Raw genomic sequence first — 14,182 nt, 5'->3', positions numbered from 1 at the left:
AGTCCAGCACGAAATGGGGTGTCGGAGGCGGTGCCTAGGTTTGAAGTATGAATCCGGCACCCACGATCGACGCGATGCGCACTGCTGCGCAGGCGTTGAGCGTTGGGGGTGATCCACGGGATCGGTCGTTGGCGATCAAGGCCGCTCAAGATTCGTTGGATGCTGCTCAGTCCGCGTGTTTGGCGGAGATTGAGTCCACCAAAAGCTATGAGGTTGATGGTGCGTCGACGTTGAATGCGTGGGTGCGTAATCAGTTGCGGATGAATGCGCGGCAGGCGTCGATTCTTGTGAAGAATTCGGTGGTGCTGCGTGATCTTCCGTTGGTGGCTGAGGCGGCGTTGGCTGGTCGGATCAGTGCGGCGCATGTGCAGGTGTTCGCGTATGGGCTCAAGCACATTGGGTTGGAGCCGATGCGTGAGTTCGAGGACGTGTTGGTCCAAGTCGCTGTTGAGAATGCTCCGGGTGARYTGTTTGAGGTCGTGAAGCATTTGCGTGACCGGCTTTATCCCGAGGATTTGGATGAGGCGTGGAATAACGGGATGGACAAGGAAGACTTCCAAGTTTCCGCTGTCCCAGAYGGYTGGCATGTCAGTGGGTTTTTGAACACTGTGACGGGCGCGAAGCTCAAGAAGGTCCTTGATTCGGTGTCCGCGCCAAGGGATAAGGACGACACACGYWCGGGKTCGSARCGRCGSGTKCAGGGTTTGGATGATGTGTTGTCGCGGATTCTGGGTGGGGGTTTGCCTGCTGATAGGAGAATCCGTGGGTGGCGCCGGATCGGATGCCTCCGACAGAGCCAGCGAAGTTGGCTGGGCATGGGGCTATTGGCCCAAATCTGCTGATGTATTTGTTGTGTGTGTCTGATCTGACGGCGTTTGTGATGAAGGACGGCGACCGGCAGGTCTGAATTGACCCATCGTGGTGACCATAGGTCGAGCGAAGCGAGACAAGTGGCTGCAGCGAAGCTGCAGGTGTGTGCGAGGAACGAGCGCGCACCTCGCGCGGAGCGCGGCCACGCATCACACCGTGTTCTGGTCCCGGGGCGGTTCGACTGATCTGGATCTGCTGATCGGGTTGTGTACCCGGTGTCATCATCTGTTGCATCGGGGGTTCTTGAACATCACCGGTAACGCGGTTGATGGGTTCGTGTTCACCAATAACCAGGGCAAACTGCTACGCCGCCGCAGGCGACGACAAACCGGCCACCGGCCGGCCGCCTGACACCCCAAGTCCGGCGGCTACACGGCGGTGTCTGTGGGAGTCCCACATGGTAACGGCTCGCCGCGCCGATAGCCTCTCGTTCATGCTCGCCAAGCGGTTGACCCGATCCCTGCCCGCGCTCGCGCTCGCGCTGGGTCTTTCGGGATGTGGTCTGGGTGCTTTGACCGAGCTCGGCGAGCCGTCGGAGGACAATCACGGACAGTTCGTCTTCACGATCGAGCCACCTCGCGCCAAGTCGATGCTCAAGGTCAGTCGCGAAGTGGAGGCGACCGGCGACATCAGGCGTGCCGTCGAACGACTCAACGAGCGCGTGCAGCTGCCCACGGACGTTGCGGTCGTGGTGCGGACATGTGATGAGGGATCGTCCTACGAGCCGTCGAAGCGCGAGATACAGGTCTGTCTCGAGGATGTCGTGCAGGTCCGAGAGTTGCTGCAGGACGATTCCCCTGGTGAGCGCGCACTGGTCGAACGTGGAATCCTCGTCGACCTCGTCAACCACGAGGCGGCGCACGCCCTGCTGCACGTCTACGCGATCGCGTTCACCGGGCGTGAGGAGGACGTCGCCGATCAGTTCTCGTCCTATATGTCGGTGCGTCGCGGGCCGACGGGTCTAGACGATCTCGAGTCGGCGGCGTACGGCTACGAACTCAGCGCGGCGGCCTTCGAGCACGAGTCGTCCGATGAGCACGCGAGCGACGCCCAGCGGGCCATCAACTACCAGTGTTACGTCTACGGCACCAAGAAACGTGACTCGGCCCACCTCCTCTCCAGGAAGGGTCTGACCAAGGCGCGGGCCGAGTACTGCTGGGAGGAATGGCAGGATCTCCGAGACGGCTGGCACCGGCTATTGGGTCAAGCCGGCGCCCTGCGCTGAGTCAGGCGTCGACCGCGGCTTCCCGCTTGCCGCGGCGCCGGCACCAGTAGACATAGCCGCCGAGCAGCACACCTGCGCTTGCTCCGAGTATCGCGATCCCACGGCCGTTGTTGGCGGCCGAGGAGTAGCCGGTCACGGTCGCGTAGGCATAGCCGGCCGTGTCTGGCCGCTTGCTTGTCGGCGAGCAGGAGACCTTCAGGTCATCCTGCCCGTCTTTGAGCATCGCGATGAGGTACCAGGTCTCGCCTTGATTCTTGGTTGTCACACCGATGAGCTTCTGCGGGATCTCGATCCGGTTCTTGTCGCGATCGCGGGCGCGACAGGCGATGTCACCGTGTTCTTCGTCGTTGGTGAAGACCGCGAGAGACTTGCCGGCCGCGTCGACGCGTTCGCTCGTCGCGGTCACTGTCGCGTTGCGCACGGGGTCGAACGCCGTCGCGGCAACAGCCGTGCCGGCCATGGCGCTGCCCAGCGCGATCAGGAAGGCAGCGAGGTACCAGAGCGGATTGGTCAGTCTCACCGGTCAACTTTCGCACAGGCGGTCACGGCAGCACTGCCTTGACGTACCGGTAGGGGCGCGCGAACATGATTGAACAATCATCTATTGGAGGTCATCGTCATGGATGAGGTTTTCCTGATCGGTCGAATCCTGTTCGTCTACCTCATGATCGGCTCTGGCGTCGGCCATCTGATGGCCACGGAAGCCATGGCCGGATACGCCCAATCGCGCGGAGTGGGCAGTGCCAAGGTGATGGTCCAGGTCAGCGGTATCGCACTCATCGCCGGAGGCGTCTCGGTGCTCCTGGGCATCTGGGGTGATATCGGGTCCCTGGGTCTCGCGATCCTCCTAGTCATCACTGCGGTCATGATGCACGCCTTCTGGAAGGAGAGCGATCCACAGGCCAAGCAGATGGAGATGGTCGCCTTCAACAAGGACATCGCGCTGGCCGGCGGCGCGCTGGTGATCTTCACGGTGCTGTCCTCGGATTTCGCTCCCTACACGCTGACCGACGCCCTGATCAACTGGTAGATCCTCACAGCAAAGCCCCCGCAGCCCGAAGACGGGATGCGGGGGCTTTGGTAAGCGGATCGGCTCAGAACGCTGCTTCGTCGAGTTCCATGAGCGAGCCGTCGATGTTCTCGGCGATCGCGCGCTCGGCGGCCAGGCCCGGCAGCACATTGCGAGCGAAGAAGGACGCCGCGGCGACCTTGCCCTCGTAGAAGGCCTTATCGGCCGCCGAGACCTCGGTGCCAAGCTTGGCGAGGGCCACCTCGGCGCCGCGCAGCAGCAGCCACGACACGACCAGGTCACCCAGGACATATACGAGGCGGGTTGTGTTGAGACCAACCTTGTAGATGTTCTTGATGTCGCCGTTGGCGTCGGCCGGATTGGCCGCCATCAGATCGGTGAACGCCGCGCCGATGATCGCTTGGGCGTCTTCGAGGCCCTTGGCGAGCAGCTCGCGCTCGATCTTGAGTCGTCCGTTGCCGGCCTCGCTCTTGGCGAAGGTGTCGATCTCGTTCGACAGATAGCCGAGTGCCTGGCCCTTGTCCTTGACGATCTTGCGGAAGAACAGGTCCTGGCCCTGGATCGCCGTGGTGCCTTCGTACAGCGTGTCGATCTTGGCGTCGCGGACGTACTGCTCGAGCGGGTAGTCCTGCAAGAAGCCCGATCCGCCGAAAGTCTGCAGCGACTCGGTGCCGAGCAGCGTCCACGAACGCTCAGAGCCGTAGCCCTTCACCAGCGGCAACAGTAGATCGTTGATGGCTTCGTCGATCGCGGCGTCTTGGCCGGCGGCTTCCTTGATCTGGATGTTGTCCTGCCAGGTCGCCGCGTAGATCATGAGCGAGCGCAGGCCCTCGGCGAATGACTTCTGAGTCATCAGCGAGCGACGGACGTCAGGGTGATGGGTGATCGTGACTCGGGGCGCTGCCTTGTTGGACGACTGCGTCAGGTCGGCGCCCTGGAAGCGCTCCTTGGCGTAGTCGAGTGCATTGAGGTAGCCGGTCGACAGCGTCGCGATGGCCTTGGCGCCGACCATCATGCGGGCGTTCTCGATGACGCGGAACATCTGGTTGATGCCGTCGTGGACCTCGCCGAGCAGCCAACCCTGGGCCGGCGCGCCGTCGCCGAAGGTGACCTCACACGTCGTGGACACCTTGATGCCCATCTTCTTCTCGACGTTGGTCACGTAGGCGCCATTGCGCTCGCCGGTCAGTTCACCGGTCTCGTGGTCGAAGTGGAACTTCGGCACCAGGAACAGGCTCAGGCCCTTGGTGCCGGGGCCGCCGACGCCCTCGACGCCCTGCGGACGGGCCAGGACCAGGTGCATGATGTTCTCGGCCATATCGTGCTCGGCCGAGGTGATGAATCGCTTGACGCCCTCGATATTCCACGAGCCGTCTTCGTTGGGGAAGGCCTTGGTGCGGCCGGCGCCGACGTCAGAGCCGGCGTCGGGCTCGGTCAGCACCATCGTGGCGCCCCACTGCCTGTCGACCATGTGCCCGGCGATCAACTTGTCGCGTTCGGTGCCGTTCTCGAAAACGATGCGCGCGAATGCCGGGCCGCAGGCGAACATCCACACTGCGGGGTTGGCGCCGAGGACGAACTCGGACGACGACCACACGAGCGAGGCCGGAGCGCGCTGGCCGCCGAGCTCCTCGGGAACCTGCAGACGCCACCATTCGGCCGCCATCCAGGTGTCGTACGACTTCTTGAACGCATCGGGCATCGTGACGGTCTTGGCGGCCGGATCGTAGACCGGCGGATTGCGGTCGGCGTCCTCGAAGGACGCGGCGAGGTCTTCGCGCGAGATGCGGTCGATTTCGACGAGGATGCTCTTCGCGGTGTCGGTGTCGACCTCGTCAAAAGGGCCGGTGCCGAGGATGTCCTGGCGGCCGAAGAGTTCGAACAGGTTGAACTCCACGTCGCGGAGGTTGCTCTTGTAGTGGCTCATGCCAGAGGTCCTTTGGGGGATGGCAGCTGCGGTCAGCAGCTTGCTACTCGTAAGTAACTTAAGTATCCGCCTCTGCTGACGCTAAGACAAGTCAATCCCCGATATCGGCCTGTCGGAGTGGTCACACACCCCCGATCCAGGCGGGAAAGTCCTCGAGTGTCGTGAGCACGGCCACGGCGCCTGCTTCGCGAAGCTCGTCGGCACTGCTCGGCCCGGTCGTGACACCGACACCCGGGATCCCGGCGAGCCGGGCGGCGTCCATGTCGTGCACGTGATCGCCGACGTAAGTCGTTGCGCCTTGCTCTCGCAGGACGACGCCCTTGGCCTCGCGCCAAGCGTCGCCGAACACCTCGCCGACCGGTAGCCCGAGCCGCTCGACGTGAAGGCGGGCGTTCGGCGCGTGCTTGGCGGTCAGCAGGATCGACCGTCCTGCCCGGTTGGCGGCCTCGACAGCTTCTCGGGCACCGGGGAGGGTCTCGACCAGCGGCAGGGCGATCTCCGGGTAGAGCTCGCGGTAGCGATCGGCCCAGTGTGCGACGTCCTCGATGGGGAGCCAGTGCTCGAGCTCCCACTCGACCGGCGGTCCGAGTCGCGACACCACGAGATCGGTGTCGATCGGCGCACCGCTCTCGATCATGACCTGTTCGTAAACCGCCTTGATGCCGGGCCGGGAGTCGATCAGGGTCATGTCGAGGTCGAAGCCGATGATATTCACGCGGTCGACCCTATCCGCCGCCACGAGCCCGCCCGGCTGCATCTTTTGACCCGGTCTGCCGCGCGCTCCGCCGTGAGAGTGGCAGGTCCGCATGAGTTCTGGTTATCCTCGACCGGGTGGCAGTCGATGGATTGGCTGCGCCGCTACCGAGCTTGGGGGAGCCAATGGCGTTGCTACCGTTCGAGAAGCATCCTGGTGAGACTGGCACCATGACAGCCTCTGCCACGACGCTGGAGCAGAAGGCTGCGAAGTGTCTCGATCAGAAGGAAATCACCGACAAGGCCTACAACCCTGCGGTCGACTCCTGGGAAGGCATCTGTGCGCCCGAGCTGCGCGCGGCTCCCAAGCCCGTTCGAGACTCCGCGCAGGAGGGCAATAAGCAGCTGGCCTGGTCGGCGGTGCCGATTCACTACGCAGTCAAGAAGATCACCGAATTCAACTCCAAGATCGCCGGTTTCTCCGCAGACGCCGAAGTGCCTGACGCCACCGACGGTGGGCAGCCGACGCAGACGAACGAGGCGAATGCCAAGCAGGCCTACCGCGAGGCGTACGAGACCGACATCGTCGACGGCTTCAGCGAAGCAGCGGCGATGTTCAAGGACGGTCCGACGGACGAGAACATCGCATTGGCCAAAGAGGCCGGAGCGATCCCCAACGCGCCGGTCTTCACGGTGTTCGGCCAGATGTGGCACGAGGACAACGTCAAGCAGGCTGTGACCGAGGCCGATGCCCTGATCAAACAGATCAACGACGGCAAGTACACCGACCTGAAGACCGAGCTGGGTCCGCTCGTCGACCTGCTCGAGAAGTACGGCACGGACCAGATGTTCGCGGCGATGCTGCTGAACAAGATCGGGCCCGACGGGATGCTTCGGCTCAATCAGATCGTGGCCCAGTCGCAGAGCGACGACAAGCCCGATCCCTACGGCAACGAGGACGGCGGTCCGCAGGACAACGAGCTGGGCGACCTCATCGCCGACTTCCAGAAGAACCTGGGCATCACCTTGGGCACGGCGACGGGTGGGCAGGACGGCTACGAGCCCGGGACCCGCGACGACTACCGGCTCGACCCCGACTTCACCGAGCGGCTCAACGAGCTTGGCCGGGAGAAGTCCACGATCAAGTGGCCCGGCGAGGACGACTACGAGTACGGCGCGGAGCTCTACGGCTACCAGGTGCTGGCTCCGCTGCTCAAGAATGGTGAGTTCAGCAGTGACTTCCTGACCGATGTCGGCAACGGGATGTACTACTTCGACAAGGGCGACGGCGAGAACGGCGGTGGCCCGTGGATGGACACCGTCGCCAACCTGCGCGGCGACCACGGCATCCGACTCGACTGGACCGACGGCACGGGCTCGACTCACTCGGCAGGCTTCGACCCGATGCAGGGCCTGATGACGGCCCTCGGCAACAATCCGCAGGCTTCGCACGACTTCTTCACCGACTCGCGCAACTACACGTACGACGGCTCAGAGGGTCACGATCAGACTGACGGCTACAACGAGAAGGTCCGTTACCTCCTCAACGAGCGCCATTGGGGTCTGCCGAACGACCAGCCGTACATGGGCGATGGCGCCAAGGAAGACGGCTACTACGACAAGGACCTGTGGGAGGAACAGAACAACACCCACGCGATGGATCCGCTCGGCAAGGCCCTCTCCGCTGCGACCGGTGGCGGTGACCAGGCGTCGGCGACCTTGTTCGGCGACATCGTCTATGAGGTCTCCAAGGGCGACAGCGACAAGTTCGGCGATCTGCGCGATGACTTCGCCGATATGGCGACCCAGCACATCGGAGCCGTCAATTCAGCGTTCATCGGTGACGGCGGCGCCGGCGCCGACGGCGACATCGACCCGGTCATGAACGGCGTCCAGTACGACCCTGGTTTCAGCTCGAAGGATGACATCGCCCTCGAGATGTTCCTCTCCCAGATCGGCAAGGACGGCGATGCGTCGACCCACCTCACGGCCGCCGAGGGCCTCTATATGCAGGCCGCCTACCAGCACTACGCGGGCCTCGACGGGACGCTCGACGACCGAATCGCGGCGATCGACTCCAACGTCAACACGCCACTCGGGCACGTCCTCGGCGCGCTCGACTACGGTTCGAGCGAGCAGACGTTCCAGAACCACCAGGAGTCGGACAAGGAGCACAACGACGGTGTCGACTCCAAGTACAAGATCATCGGCTTCTTCGCCGACCAGCTGCCGTTCGACAAGCTTCCGGTCGGTGGAGACATCGCCGGCATGGGGGTCGACGCCTACCTCGACGCCCTCAAGGAGTCGGAGCACATCGACACGACCGACGTCGCGAACCAGCTCATCGGCAGTCTGCATTCGGGTTCGGAGAACCACGTTCAGTCGACAGCCGAGATGACGCTGTACGCCACGCTGAGCGACAAAGACATGGCTCAGTTCGGCAATGACATACCGCGGTCGGCTGACGGCAGTCCCAAGCCGCTCGGTGACTGGACGGCGCAGGACCAGGCGATCTTCAACGACGGCGTGCGCGACAACCCTGCGATGGCGAGGTACTTCACGCAGTTCGGGCAGGACGCCCGCGATGCGTACTCGCAGGCGTTCGACAGCACCAAGACCAACCTCAAGTCCCACTGAACCCCGGAGGATCCTGATGGGTGACACACGAGTTTCCGCCGACACCGGCACGGTGCGCGACGCTGGAACCAGGACGGCTGCAACAGCCGACGGCTGGGGGACGATCGGCAGCGAGTCCAAGTCCGCCCTCGACAATGCCAAGTCGGCGCTCAAGGACGATCCGTCGGGACTGGGCACAGCGATCGAGACGTTCGCATCGACCTGGGTGCCGAAGTTCACCAAGATGGGCACTGACGTCGAAAACCTCGGTTCCAACACCGTCAACGCCGCGACGTCCCTGGAGCAGAACGACGCAGAGGGCGCCAACACACAGGTTCCCCCGGCGGTGCGGCCCATCAACGGCCGCGTCCCGGTCTGATCGCGCAGGTTCAGGGGCCGCTCAGAACGGCGAGCGGCAGCGCTGGAAGTACGGCTCGACGTCTGATGTGACCTCGGGGTCGAGGCTGTATTCGGTCGCCTTCCAGAGGCCGTCGCTCACCACGAGGCTGACGCTCGCGAGCACGCCCCTCTTGACCCCGGAGCTGGTGGGGTCGTAACCGATGCACAGCCACGCCGTCGCCCGGTCGCCGTCTCCGACCGGAGGCTGGACGAGGATCCTGACCGAATCCCCCGCGTCGGGCGGGGTCTTGGTGACCCGCTGGCCGCGCAGCTGCTCGCCTACCTTCGAGTCGTCGGTGGACAGCGCGTCGATGGCCGGCCCGAGCTTGGCCTCGTCCGACCACTCCGGAGAAGACGAGACCAGCATGAGCAAGCCGATGGTTCGGCGGGCGACATCGACTACGGGATCGCTGCCGTTGACGTCGTCCAATGCCCACTCGATCGGGACGTCGGCGTTGCCGGCGAGCGGGACGGACTCGGCTGCCGGGTCCACCGAAGCCTGGGCGGGCGTCGGCGAAGCGCTGGACGGCGCGGTCGTGGTGGGTTTCGGGTCGGGCTTGTCATCACTGGTGCACGCGGTGGTCATGAGTGCCAGGGTCAGCGTGGCCACAGCGGCCATCCCCCGATGGATTCTCATGCCAACATCCTGACACATCCTGGCAATGCCGGTTCGGGCGTCGACAACGGCATGCCGTCGGGGTCGACGGCCCTGGGAGTGACAGGGCGGGCGAGACCAATTACGGTGGGGGAAAATCCTAGACGTGACTCATATCGGGGAGGACGACACCAATGGGAAAGCTCAATCTCAACGACAGCGGCGCTCTGGCGCGCGCTGGCGGCAAGTACGAGGGCAATGCCGAAGAGCAGATATCCGGCGCCAAGAACCATGCTGCTCAGATGGAAGGCATGACGCGGGGCTTCTCGGGTCAGGCCGGCGGTAAGCATCAGAACATCTCGGGCCAGCACGCCGTCAACCACGGTGAGATCGCCAAGCGCATTGTCGAGCACGCAGTGTCGTCGGTACGCGCCAACAAGCAGGTTCTCGACCATGACGAGACCAGCTCCGGCACACAGCAGGCGTCCTTCGGTTCCGCGGAGTCGACCGGCTCGGCAGTACGTTCCATCAACTTCGGCGGGGGTGCGTGACGATGACCGGAGGACGGACGACTTTCGACCTTGGTGTCCTTGAAGAGGGTGCCGGTGCGCTGAAGAGTCATGGTGGCAACACCGACTCCTACCGCGCCGAGCTGGCCGCTCACATCGACACCGCCATCTCCAACTTTGACGGCGGCGTGGGTAGCGATGAGGTCGCGGCCGTCAAGGCCAAGGCCAATGAGCTGATCGACCAGCACATTCAGGATCTACGCACACATGGCACAAGCCTGCAGAACGTGGGCGGTGACACCCAGGCGACGATGAACGTCGTACGCCGGGGTCTCGCACCCAGCTGATTTCGCGCCAAGTCTCGAACTGCCACGACCGTCCGGTCGTGGCAGTTCGTCGTATCAGCCGTCGTCGCGCGGTCGCGCAACCTGCACTTGCGAAGACCGGCCGTCGCGACTGACGAAGAGCGCACGGCCCTCCGGCAGCCGACGGGCGGCGACGCCGTTGATGAGCCGCCCCTCCATCGGATCGCCGGAGAAGATGATGCCGGGGGTGGAGATGTCGGCCAGGCGTTGAAGTAGCGGCTCGTGCATGGCTCTGGCCAGACCACCGATGCGTCGACCGATGATCAGGTGGAACCCGAGATCGGATGCCTGGGCGACGAGGTCGATGAAGGGTTGGAGCGGGTTGCCGCTCGACGTGGACACGAGGTCGTAGTCGTCGACCACGACGAAGAGCTCGAGGCCGGACCACCAGCTGCGGTTGCGCAGTTGTTCCGGTGTCACATCAGGTCCGGGCAGCCGCTCGCGCAAGGATTGCGCGATCGAGGCTGCGATGCTGCTGCTCTGGTCGGACGACATGCCATACGCGACTTGGTACTCGTCCGGGATGCTGCCCATGAGTGAGCGGCGGTGATCGATGAAGACGATGCCGACCTCGTCGGCCGATCGCCCGGCCACGATCCCCTGCACCAGGGTGCGCAACAACGTGCTCTTGCCGGTCTGATTGTCGCCGTAGACCAGGAGGTGAGGGGCTGTGTCGGCGAATTCCACGCTCGCGGTTCCGAGGTTGAGCTCTGAGAATCCGACCGGCACCTCCCACGGGCTGAGGTCGGTCTGATCGAGCTCGTCGATCCAGACCGTCTCGGGGAGAGTCTGCACACGGGAGACCTGACGGTCGGGCCACCGCTCGTTGATCTGCGTCACCCATTCCCCGAGCATTGTCTGCAGGTCGGTCAGATCCCCATCGGGATCGGCCGTGGGCAGCGCAGTCTGGAACTGGTGCGCGGTACCGCCGACGTCGGATAGACCGCGGCCGGGCGCGTCCACGGGGATCTGTTTCATCAGCTCACGGCCGAATTCGCTGTCGAATACGTCGGTGAGTCGCATCTCGATGCGTCCGCCGAACGCGGGCTGCATCCGGATGCGGACCTGCATGGACTGGGTCACGGTGAGGACGACGTGGACTCCGTACGCAGGTCCCCGCGCGGCGATGTCGGCGACAGCCCAGTCCATGGCGTCGTCCTCGTCGCGGAGGATTCCCCATCCGTCGATGACCAGGAAGATGTCGCCGGGTACATCTGCCGGCAGCCGCCCGTCGGCCCGGGCGCGCCGCCAGCCGCTCATGGAGTCGATGTCGTGGTTGCGGAACATCTGCTCACGCTCGTCGATGAGGCTGCGGACGTCGTTGACCGTGCGGGAGCGCCGCTCGGCATCGAGTCGTCCGGCGACGGATGCCACGTGCGCCAGGCCTTCGACCCCGCGCAGCGTCCCACCGCCGTAGTCGATGCAATAGAACACGACGTCGCCCGGAGCATGGGCCCACGCCAAGGAGGTGATCATCGAGACCAGCAGGACGCTCTTGCCGGACGAGGGAGAGCCGACGACGAGCATGTTGGCACGTGCGCCCGTGAAGTCCCACTCCAGCGGGAACTGTGCCTGGTGCGTGGGATCGTCGACCAAACCCAGGGTCGCCGACAAGGAGCCGGGTGCCGGGGTGTCGTCCACGAGCAGGCCGCCGAGCGGGAGCCGTTCGGGCAGCGGTTCGAGCCACACGGGTCGGACCTTCTGATAGCCCGATTTCGCCATCTGGTCGCAGAGCACGTCGAGAACCGTCGTGCTGGACGGTGAGCTGTGGGCCGTGTCTTCGACGGTCTCGCCCTGTTTCGCGGCGGTGGCCTGTATCGCGAGCCATGCGCCGAGGCCGTTGACCGCGACGTAGGGGACTACCGGGACAGTCGTCTTGGGGCCTTCGCTCGGAGGGACGTACGGCGAGGAGACCAGCGCGGCCTTGAACCGGTCGAAAACCGTGGTGTCGACCTTGAGGTAGCCCGAGCCGGGCTCGGGAGGCAGGTGATAGGCATCGGGTACGCCGATGGCGTCGCGGCTCTCGCCCTCGGAAAAGGTGCGCAGACCGATCCGGTACGACAGGTGCGACTCGAGCCCGCGGATCTTGCCCATCTCCAGCTTCTGGGTGGCCAGAAGCAAGTGCACGCCGATGGATCGGCCGATGCGGCCGATGGCGACGAAGAGCTCGGCGAAGTCGGGCTTGGCGGTCAGCAGCTCGGAGAACTCGTCGACGATGACCAAAAGGTGGGGCAGCGGTTCGAGTGGCTCGCCTGCGTCGATGCGGTCCTGGTAGGCCGTGACGTTGGGCAGGTTGCCGGCCTCCTTGAGGATCTCCTGGCGGCGTTGCATCTCTCCGTAGAGCGCATCGCGCATCCGGTCGACGAGGGTCAGGTCGTCCTGCAGATTGGTGATCATGCCGGCGATGTGTGGGATGTTCTCCATCGCGGCGAATGTCGCACCGCCCTTGAAGTCGACGAGCATCAGCGCGAGCCGGTCGGGGCCGTGGCCGATGACCAGCGAGCTGACGAGTGTGCGGAGCATCTCAGACTTGCCCGAGCCGGTGGCTCCGACGACCAGCCCGTGCGGCCCCATGCCGCCATGCGCCGATTCCTTGAGGTCGAGCTGCACGGTGTTGCCGGTGGCCCCGACGCCGATCGGCACCCGCAGCAGGTCGCGCAGCGCCCGTGGCCGCCACGTACGTGACAGGTCGAGCTTGGCCGGATCGCTGACGCCGAGGATCTCCGGAAGGCCGACCGTGTCGGTCAGGTCGTCGTCGCCGACGTCCTCGACGGTGAGACGCAGGGATGACAACACGCGGCCGATCGTCGAGGTCAGACCGGCCGGGGGGATGTCCAACGTGAACGATGCGGTCCGTGAGGCCGACTGCACCGATCCGTCGTCGCCGATCTGGATCCGCTCCTGCACGGATTCGGGCTCGTTGCGTGGCGAGTCGAGCAGCGAGATGACGTGGACGCCCAGCGCGGCAAGCGGCACCTGGGGATCGGGGGACGACAGGTGGTGGTCGGACTGTAGCCCTTCGCCATCGACGATGACCACGAGGTGGGCGCCGATATTGGCGGTGTTCCCGCGGGCCCGCTGGAGCTTGTCGAGCCGTGCTTCCAGTTCGGGTGCGAGCAGCTCGGCCATCGCCTGGACGCTGGTCTCGACCCGCCGTGACGGCAGATCCCCGTCGAGCGTGCTGACGGACTGGACGTGGGGGAGCCATTTGACCCAGTCCCACTCCGCGGCGGTCTCGTCGGAGCGGACGACGGAGATCTCGAGGTCGTTCGGGCTGTGCAGTACGGCGAGCTGCAGCGCGATATTGCCGGCGAGCGCGCGGCGCAACGGAGCGCGACCGATGACACTGGTCTGTCCGATCCCGGCCAGGTCGAGCACGATCGGCTGGTCGCGCAACAAGGCGTACCGTTCGATCAGCTCCTGGGCGGCTTGCAGGCACACCGGATCGAAGTCGTTCAGCGGCCCGGTGTCGGCGTCGAGGGTCAGACCGGAGGCCAATGGCACCTCGCCGGTACCGAGCCGTACCGACAGGAAGTCCGAATGTGAGGGCCGACGCTCCCACCTGCGCGCGTGATCGCGGCCGATGTCGAGCAACTCGTCGGTCCGGGGATGTCGCCACGACTGCTCGGCCCGCTGCTCGGCGATCTGGTCACGGACCGTATGACGTAGCTCTTCGATGTAGTCGAGGTAGCGCTCGCGTCCTTCGCGAACTTGGCGTTTCGTGCCGCTGCGCTGGCTGATCATCATCACGGCACCGATCGCGATCGAGCCGACCAGGGCCAACATCGCCGCGACCGCCACGATGGGGCGGCCCTGTTGCGTGATGGCGACCGCCACCGAACCCGTGCCGCTCATGATCGGCATCATCATCATGCTCGCGCCGGCCATCGCGGGAGCAGCTTGACCGCGCATGGGTGGAGCCTCGATCGCCAGCGGGCTCGTTTGCGCGCTGG

Annotated in this window: 13 protein-coding genes; 8 read left to right on the top strand and 5 right to left on the bottom strand. The window is 64.8% G+C overall.

The features are described from left to right. Positions 1 to 47 precede the first annotated feature (47 nt). The 3 genes from ACXJKC_RS07645 (at position 48) to ACXJKC_RS07635 (ending at position 2,095) form a co-directional block, all read left to right on the top strand. On the top strand, positions 48 to 842 hold the full coding sequence (locus ACXJKC_RS07645) for a DUF222 domain-containing protein (protein ID WP_456696093.1): 795 nt from the start codon (positions 48 to 50) through the stop codon (positions 840 to 842). A 76-nt stretch (positions 843 to 918) separates the two neighbouring features. After that, complete coding sequence (locus tag ACXJKC_RS07640) at positions 919 to 1,221, top strand: HNH endonuclease signature motif containing protein (protein WP_456696092.1); 303 nt, start codon at positions 919 to 921, stop codon at positions 1,219 to 1,221. A 46-nt stretch (positions 1,222 to 1,267) separates the two neighbouring features. After that, on the top strand, positions 1,268 to 2,095 hold the full coding sequence (locus tag ACXJKC_RS07635; RefSeq protein ID WP_456696091.1) for a DUF4344 domain-containing metallopeptidase: 828 nt from the start codon (positions 1,268 to 1,270) through the stop codon (positions 2,093 to 2,095). A 1-nt stretch (position 2,096) separates the two neighbouring features. Here ACXJKC_RS07635 and ACXJKC_RS07630 read toward each other — a convergent pair whose 3' ends face one another. Next, a complete protein-coding gene (locus ACXJKC_RS07630) occupies positions 2,097 to 2,615 on the bottom strand; it encodes a hypothetical protein (protein WP_456696090.1) in 519 nt (172 codons plus the stop codon). 99 nt (positions 2,616 to 2,714) lie between these two features. Between ACXJKC_RS07630 and ACXJKC_RS07625 the strand changes: the two genes are divergently transcribed. Continuing rightward, entirely contained in the window at positions 2,715 to 3,125 is a 411-nt protein-coding gene (locus ACXJKC_RS07625) for a DoxX family protein (RefSeq protein ID WP_456696089.1), read from the top strand. A 64-nt stretch (positions 3,126 to 3,189) separates the two neighbouring features. Here ACXJKC_RS07625 and ACXJKC_RS07620 read toward each other — a convergent pair whose 3' ends face one another. Next, a complete protein-coding gene (locus ACXJKC_RS07620) occupies positions 3,190 to 5,052 on the bottom strand; it encodes an acyl-CoA dehydrogenase (RefSeq protein ID WP_456696088.1) in 1,863 nt (620 codons plus the stop codon). A gap of 121 nt (positions 5,053 to 5,173) precedes the next feature. Continuing rightward, positions 5,174 to 5,767, bottom strand: coding sequence for an HAD family hydrolase (locus ACXJKC_RS07615; protein WP_456696087.1), 594 nt, complete (start codon positions 5,765 to 5,767; stop codon positions 5,174 to 5,176). Between the two features lie 209 nt (positions 5,768 to 5,976). Between ACXJKC_RS07615 and ACXJKC_RS07610 the strand changes: the two genes are divergently transcribed. Together ACXJKC_RS07610 and ACXJKC_RS07605 are read left to right on the top strand one after the other, a co-directional pair. Beyond that, positions 5,977 to 8,382 carry a DUF6571 family protein gene (locus tag ACXJKC_RS07610; protein ID WP_456696086.1) on the top strand — a complete coding sequence of 802 codons (2,406 nt, stop codon included), beginning with the start codon at positions 5,977 to 5,979 and terminating at the stop codon, positions 8,380 to 8,382. A gap of 16 nt (positions 8,383 to 8,398) precedes the next feature. Continuing rightward, positions 8,399 to 8,740 carry a hypothetical protein gene (locus ACXJKC_RS07605; RefSeq protein ID WP_456696085.1) on the top strand — a complete coding sequence of 114 codons (342 nt, stop codon included), beginning with the start codon at positions 8,399 to 8,401 and terminating at the stop codon, positions 8,738 to 8,740. Positions 8,741 to 8,761: 21 nt separating this feature from the next. Here the strand turns inward: ACXJKC_RS07605 and ACXJKC_RS07600 are convergent, their stop codons facing one another. Beyond that, positions 8,762 to 9,397 (bottom strand): hypothetical protein, encoded by a 636-nt coding sequence (locus tag ACXJKC_RS07600; RefSeq protein WP_456696084.1) that lies wholly within the window; start codon positions 9,395 to 9,397, stop codon positions 8,762 to 8,764. Positions 9,398 to 9,549: 152 nt separating this feature from the next. Between ACXJKC_RS07600 and ACXJKC_RS07595 the strand changes: the two genes are divergently transcribed. Together ACXJKC_RS07595 and ACXJKC_RS07590 are read left to right on the top strand one after the other, a co-directional pair. Next, entirely contained in the window at positions 9,550 to 9,906 is a 357-nt protein-coding gene (locus tag ACXJKC_RS07595) for a hypothetical protein (RefSeq protein ID WP_456696083.1), read from the top strand. After that, positions 9,903 to 10,211, top strand: coding sequence for a hypothetical protein (locus tag ACXJKC_RS07590; RefSeq protein WP_456696082.1), 309 nt, complete (start codon positions 9,903 to 9,905; stop codon positions 10,209 to 10,211). Before ACXJKC_RS07595 ends, ACXJKC_RS07590 begins: the two co-directional genes overlap by 4 nt. A gap of 54 nt (positions 10,212 to 10,265) precedes the next feature. Here the strand turns inward: ACXJKC_RS07590 and eccCa are convergent, their stop codons facing one another. Next, complete coding sequence (gene eccCa / locus ACXJKC_RS07585; protein WP_456696081.1) at positions 10,266 to 14,141, bottom strand: type VII secretion protein EccCa; 3,876 nt, start codon at positions 14,139 to 14,141, stop codon at positions 10,266 to 10,268. Positions 14,142 to 14,182: the final 41 nt, after the last annotated feature.

This window comes from Aeromicrobium sp. P5_D10 (assembly GCF_054049535.1).
The sequence above is the reverse complement of the archived record's forward strand: the minus strand, read 5'-3'. Positions and strand labels throughout refer to the sequence as shown.

Coding starts and splice junctions, on each gene's coding strand:
- ACXJKC_RS07625 (WP_456696089.1), top strand. CDS start 2,715: ATGGATGAGGTTTTCCTGATCGGTCGAATCCTGTTCGTCTACCTCATG.
- ACXJKC_RS07620 (WP_456696088.1), bottom strand. CDS start 5,052: ATGAGCCACTACAAGAGCAACCTCCGCGACGTGGAGTTCAACCTGTTC.
- ACXJKC_RS07600 (WP_456696084.1), bottom strand. CDS start 9,397: ATGAGAATCCATCGGGGGATGGCCGCTGTGGCCACGCTGACCCTGGCA.
- eccCa (WP_456696081.1), bottom strand. CDS start 14,141: ATGCGCGGTCAAGCTGCTCCCGCGATGGCCGGCGCGAGCATGATGATG.
- ACXJKC_RS07605 (WP_456696085.1), top strand. CDS start 8,399: ATGGGTGACACACGAGTTTCCGCCGACACCGGCACGGTGCGCGACGCT.
- ACXJKC_RS07595 (WP_456696083.1), top strand. CDS start 9,550: ATGGGAAAGCTCAATCTCAACGACAGCGGCGCTCTGGCGCGCGCTGGC.
- ACXJKC_RS07635 (WP_456696091.1), top strand. CDS start 1,268: ATGGTAACGGCTCGCCGCGCCGATAGCCTCTCGTTCATGCTCGCCAAG.
- ACXJKC_RS07610 (WP_456696086.1), top strand. CDS start 5,977: ATGACAGCCTCTGCCACGACGCTGGAGCAGAAGGCTGCGAAGTGTCTC.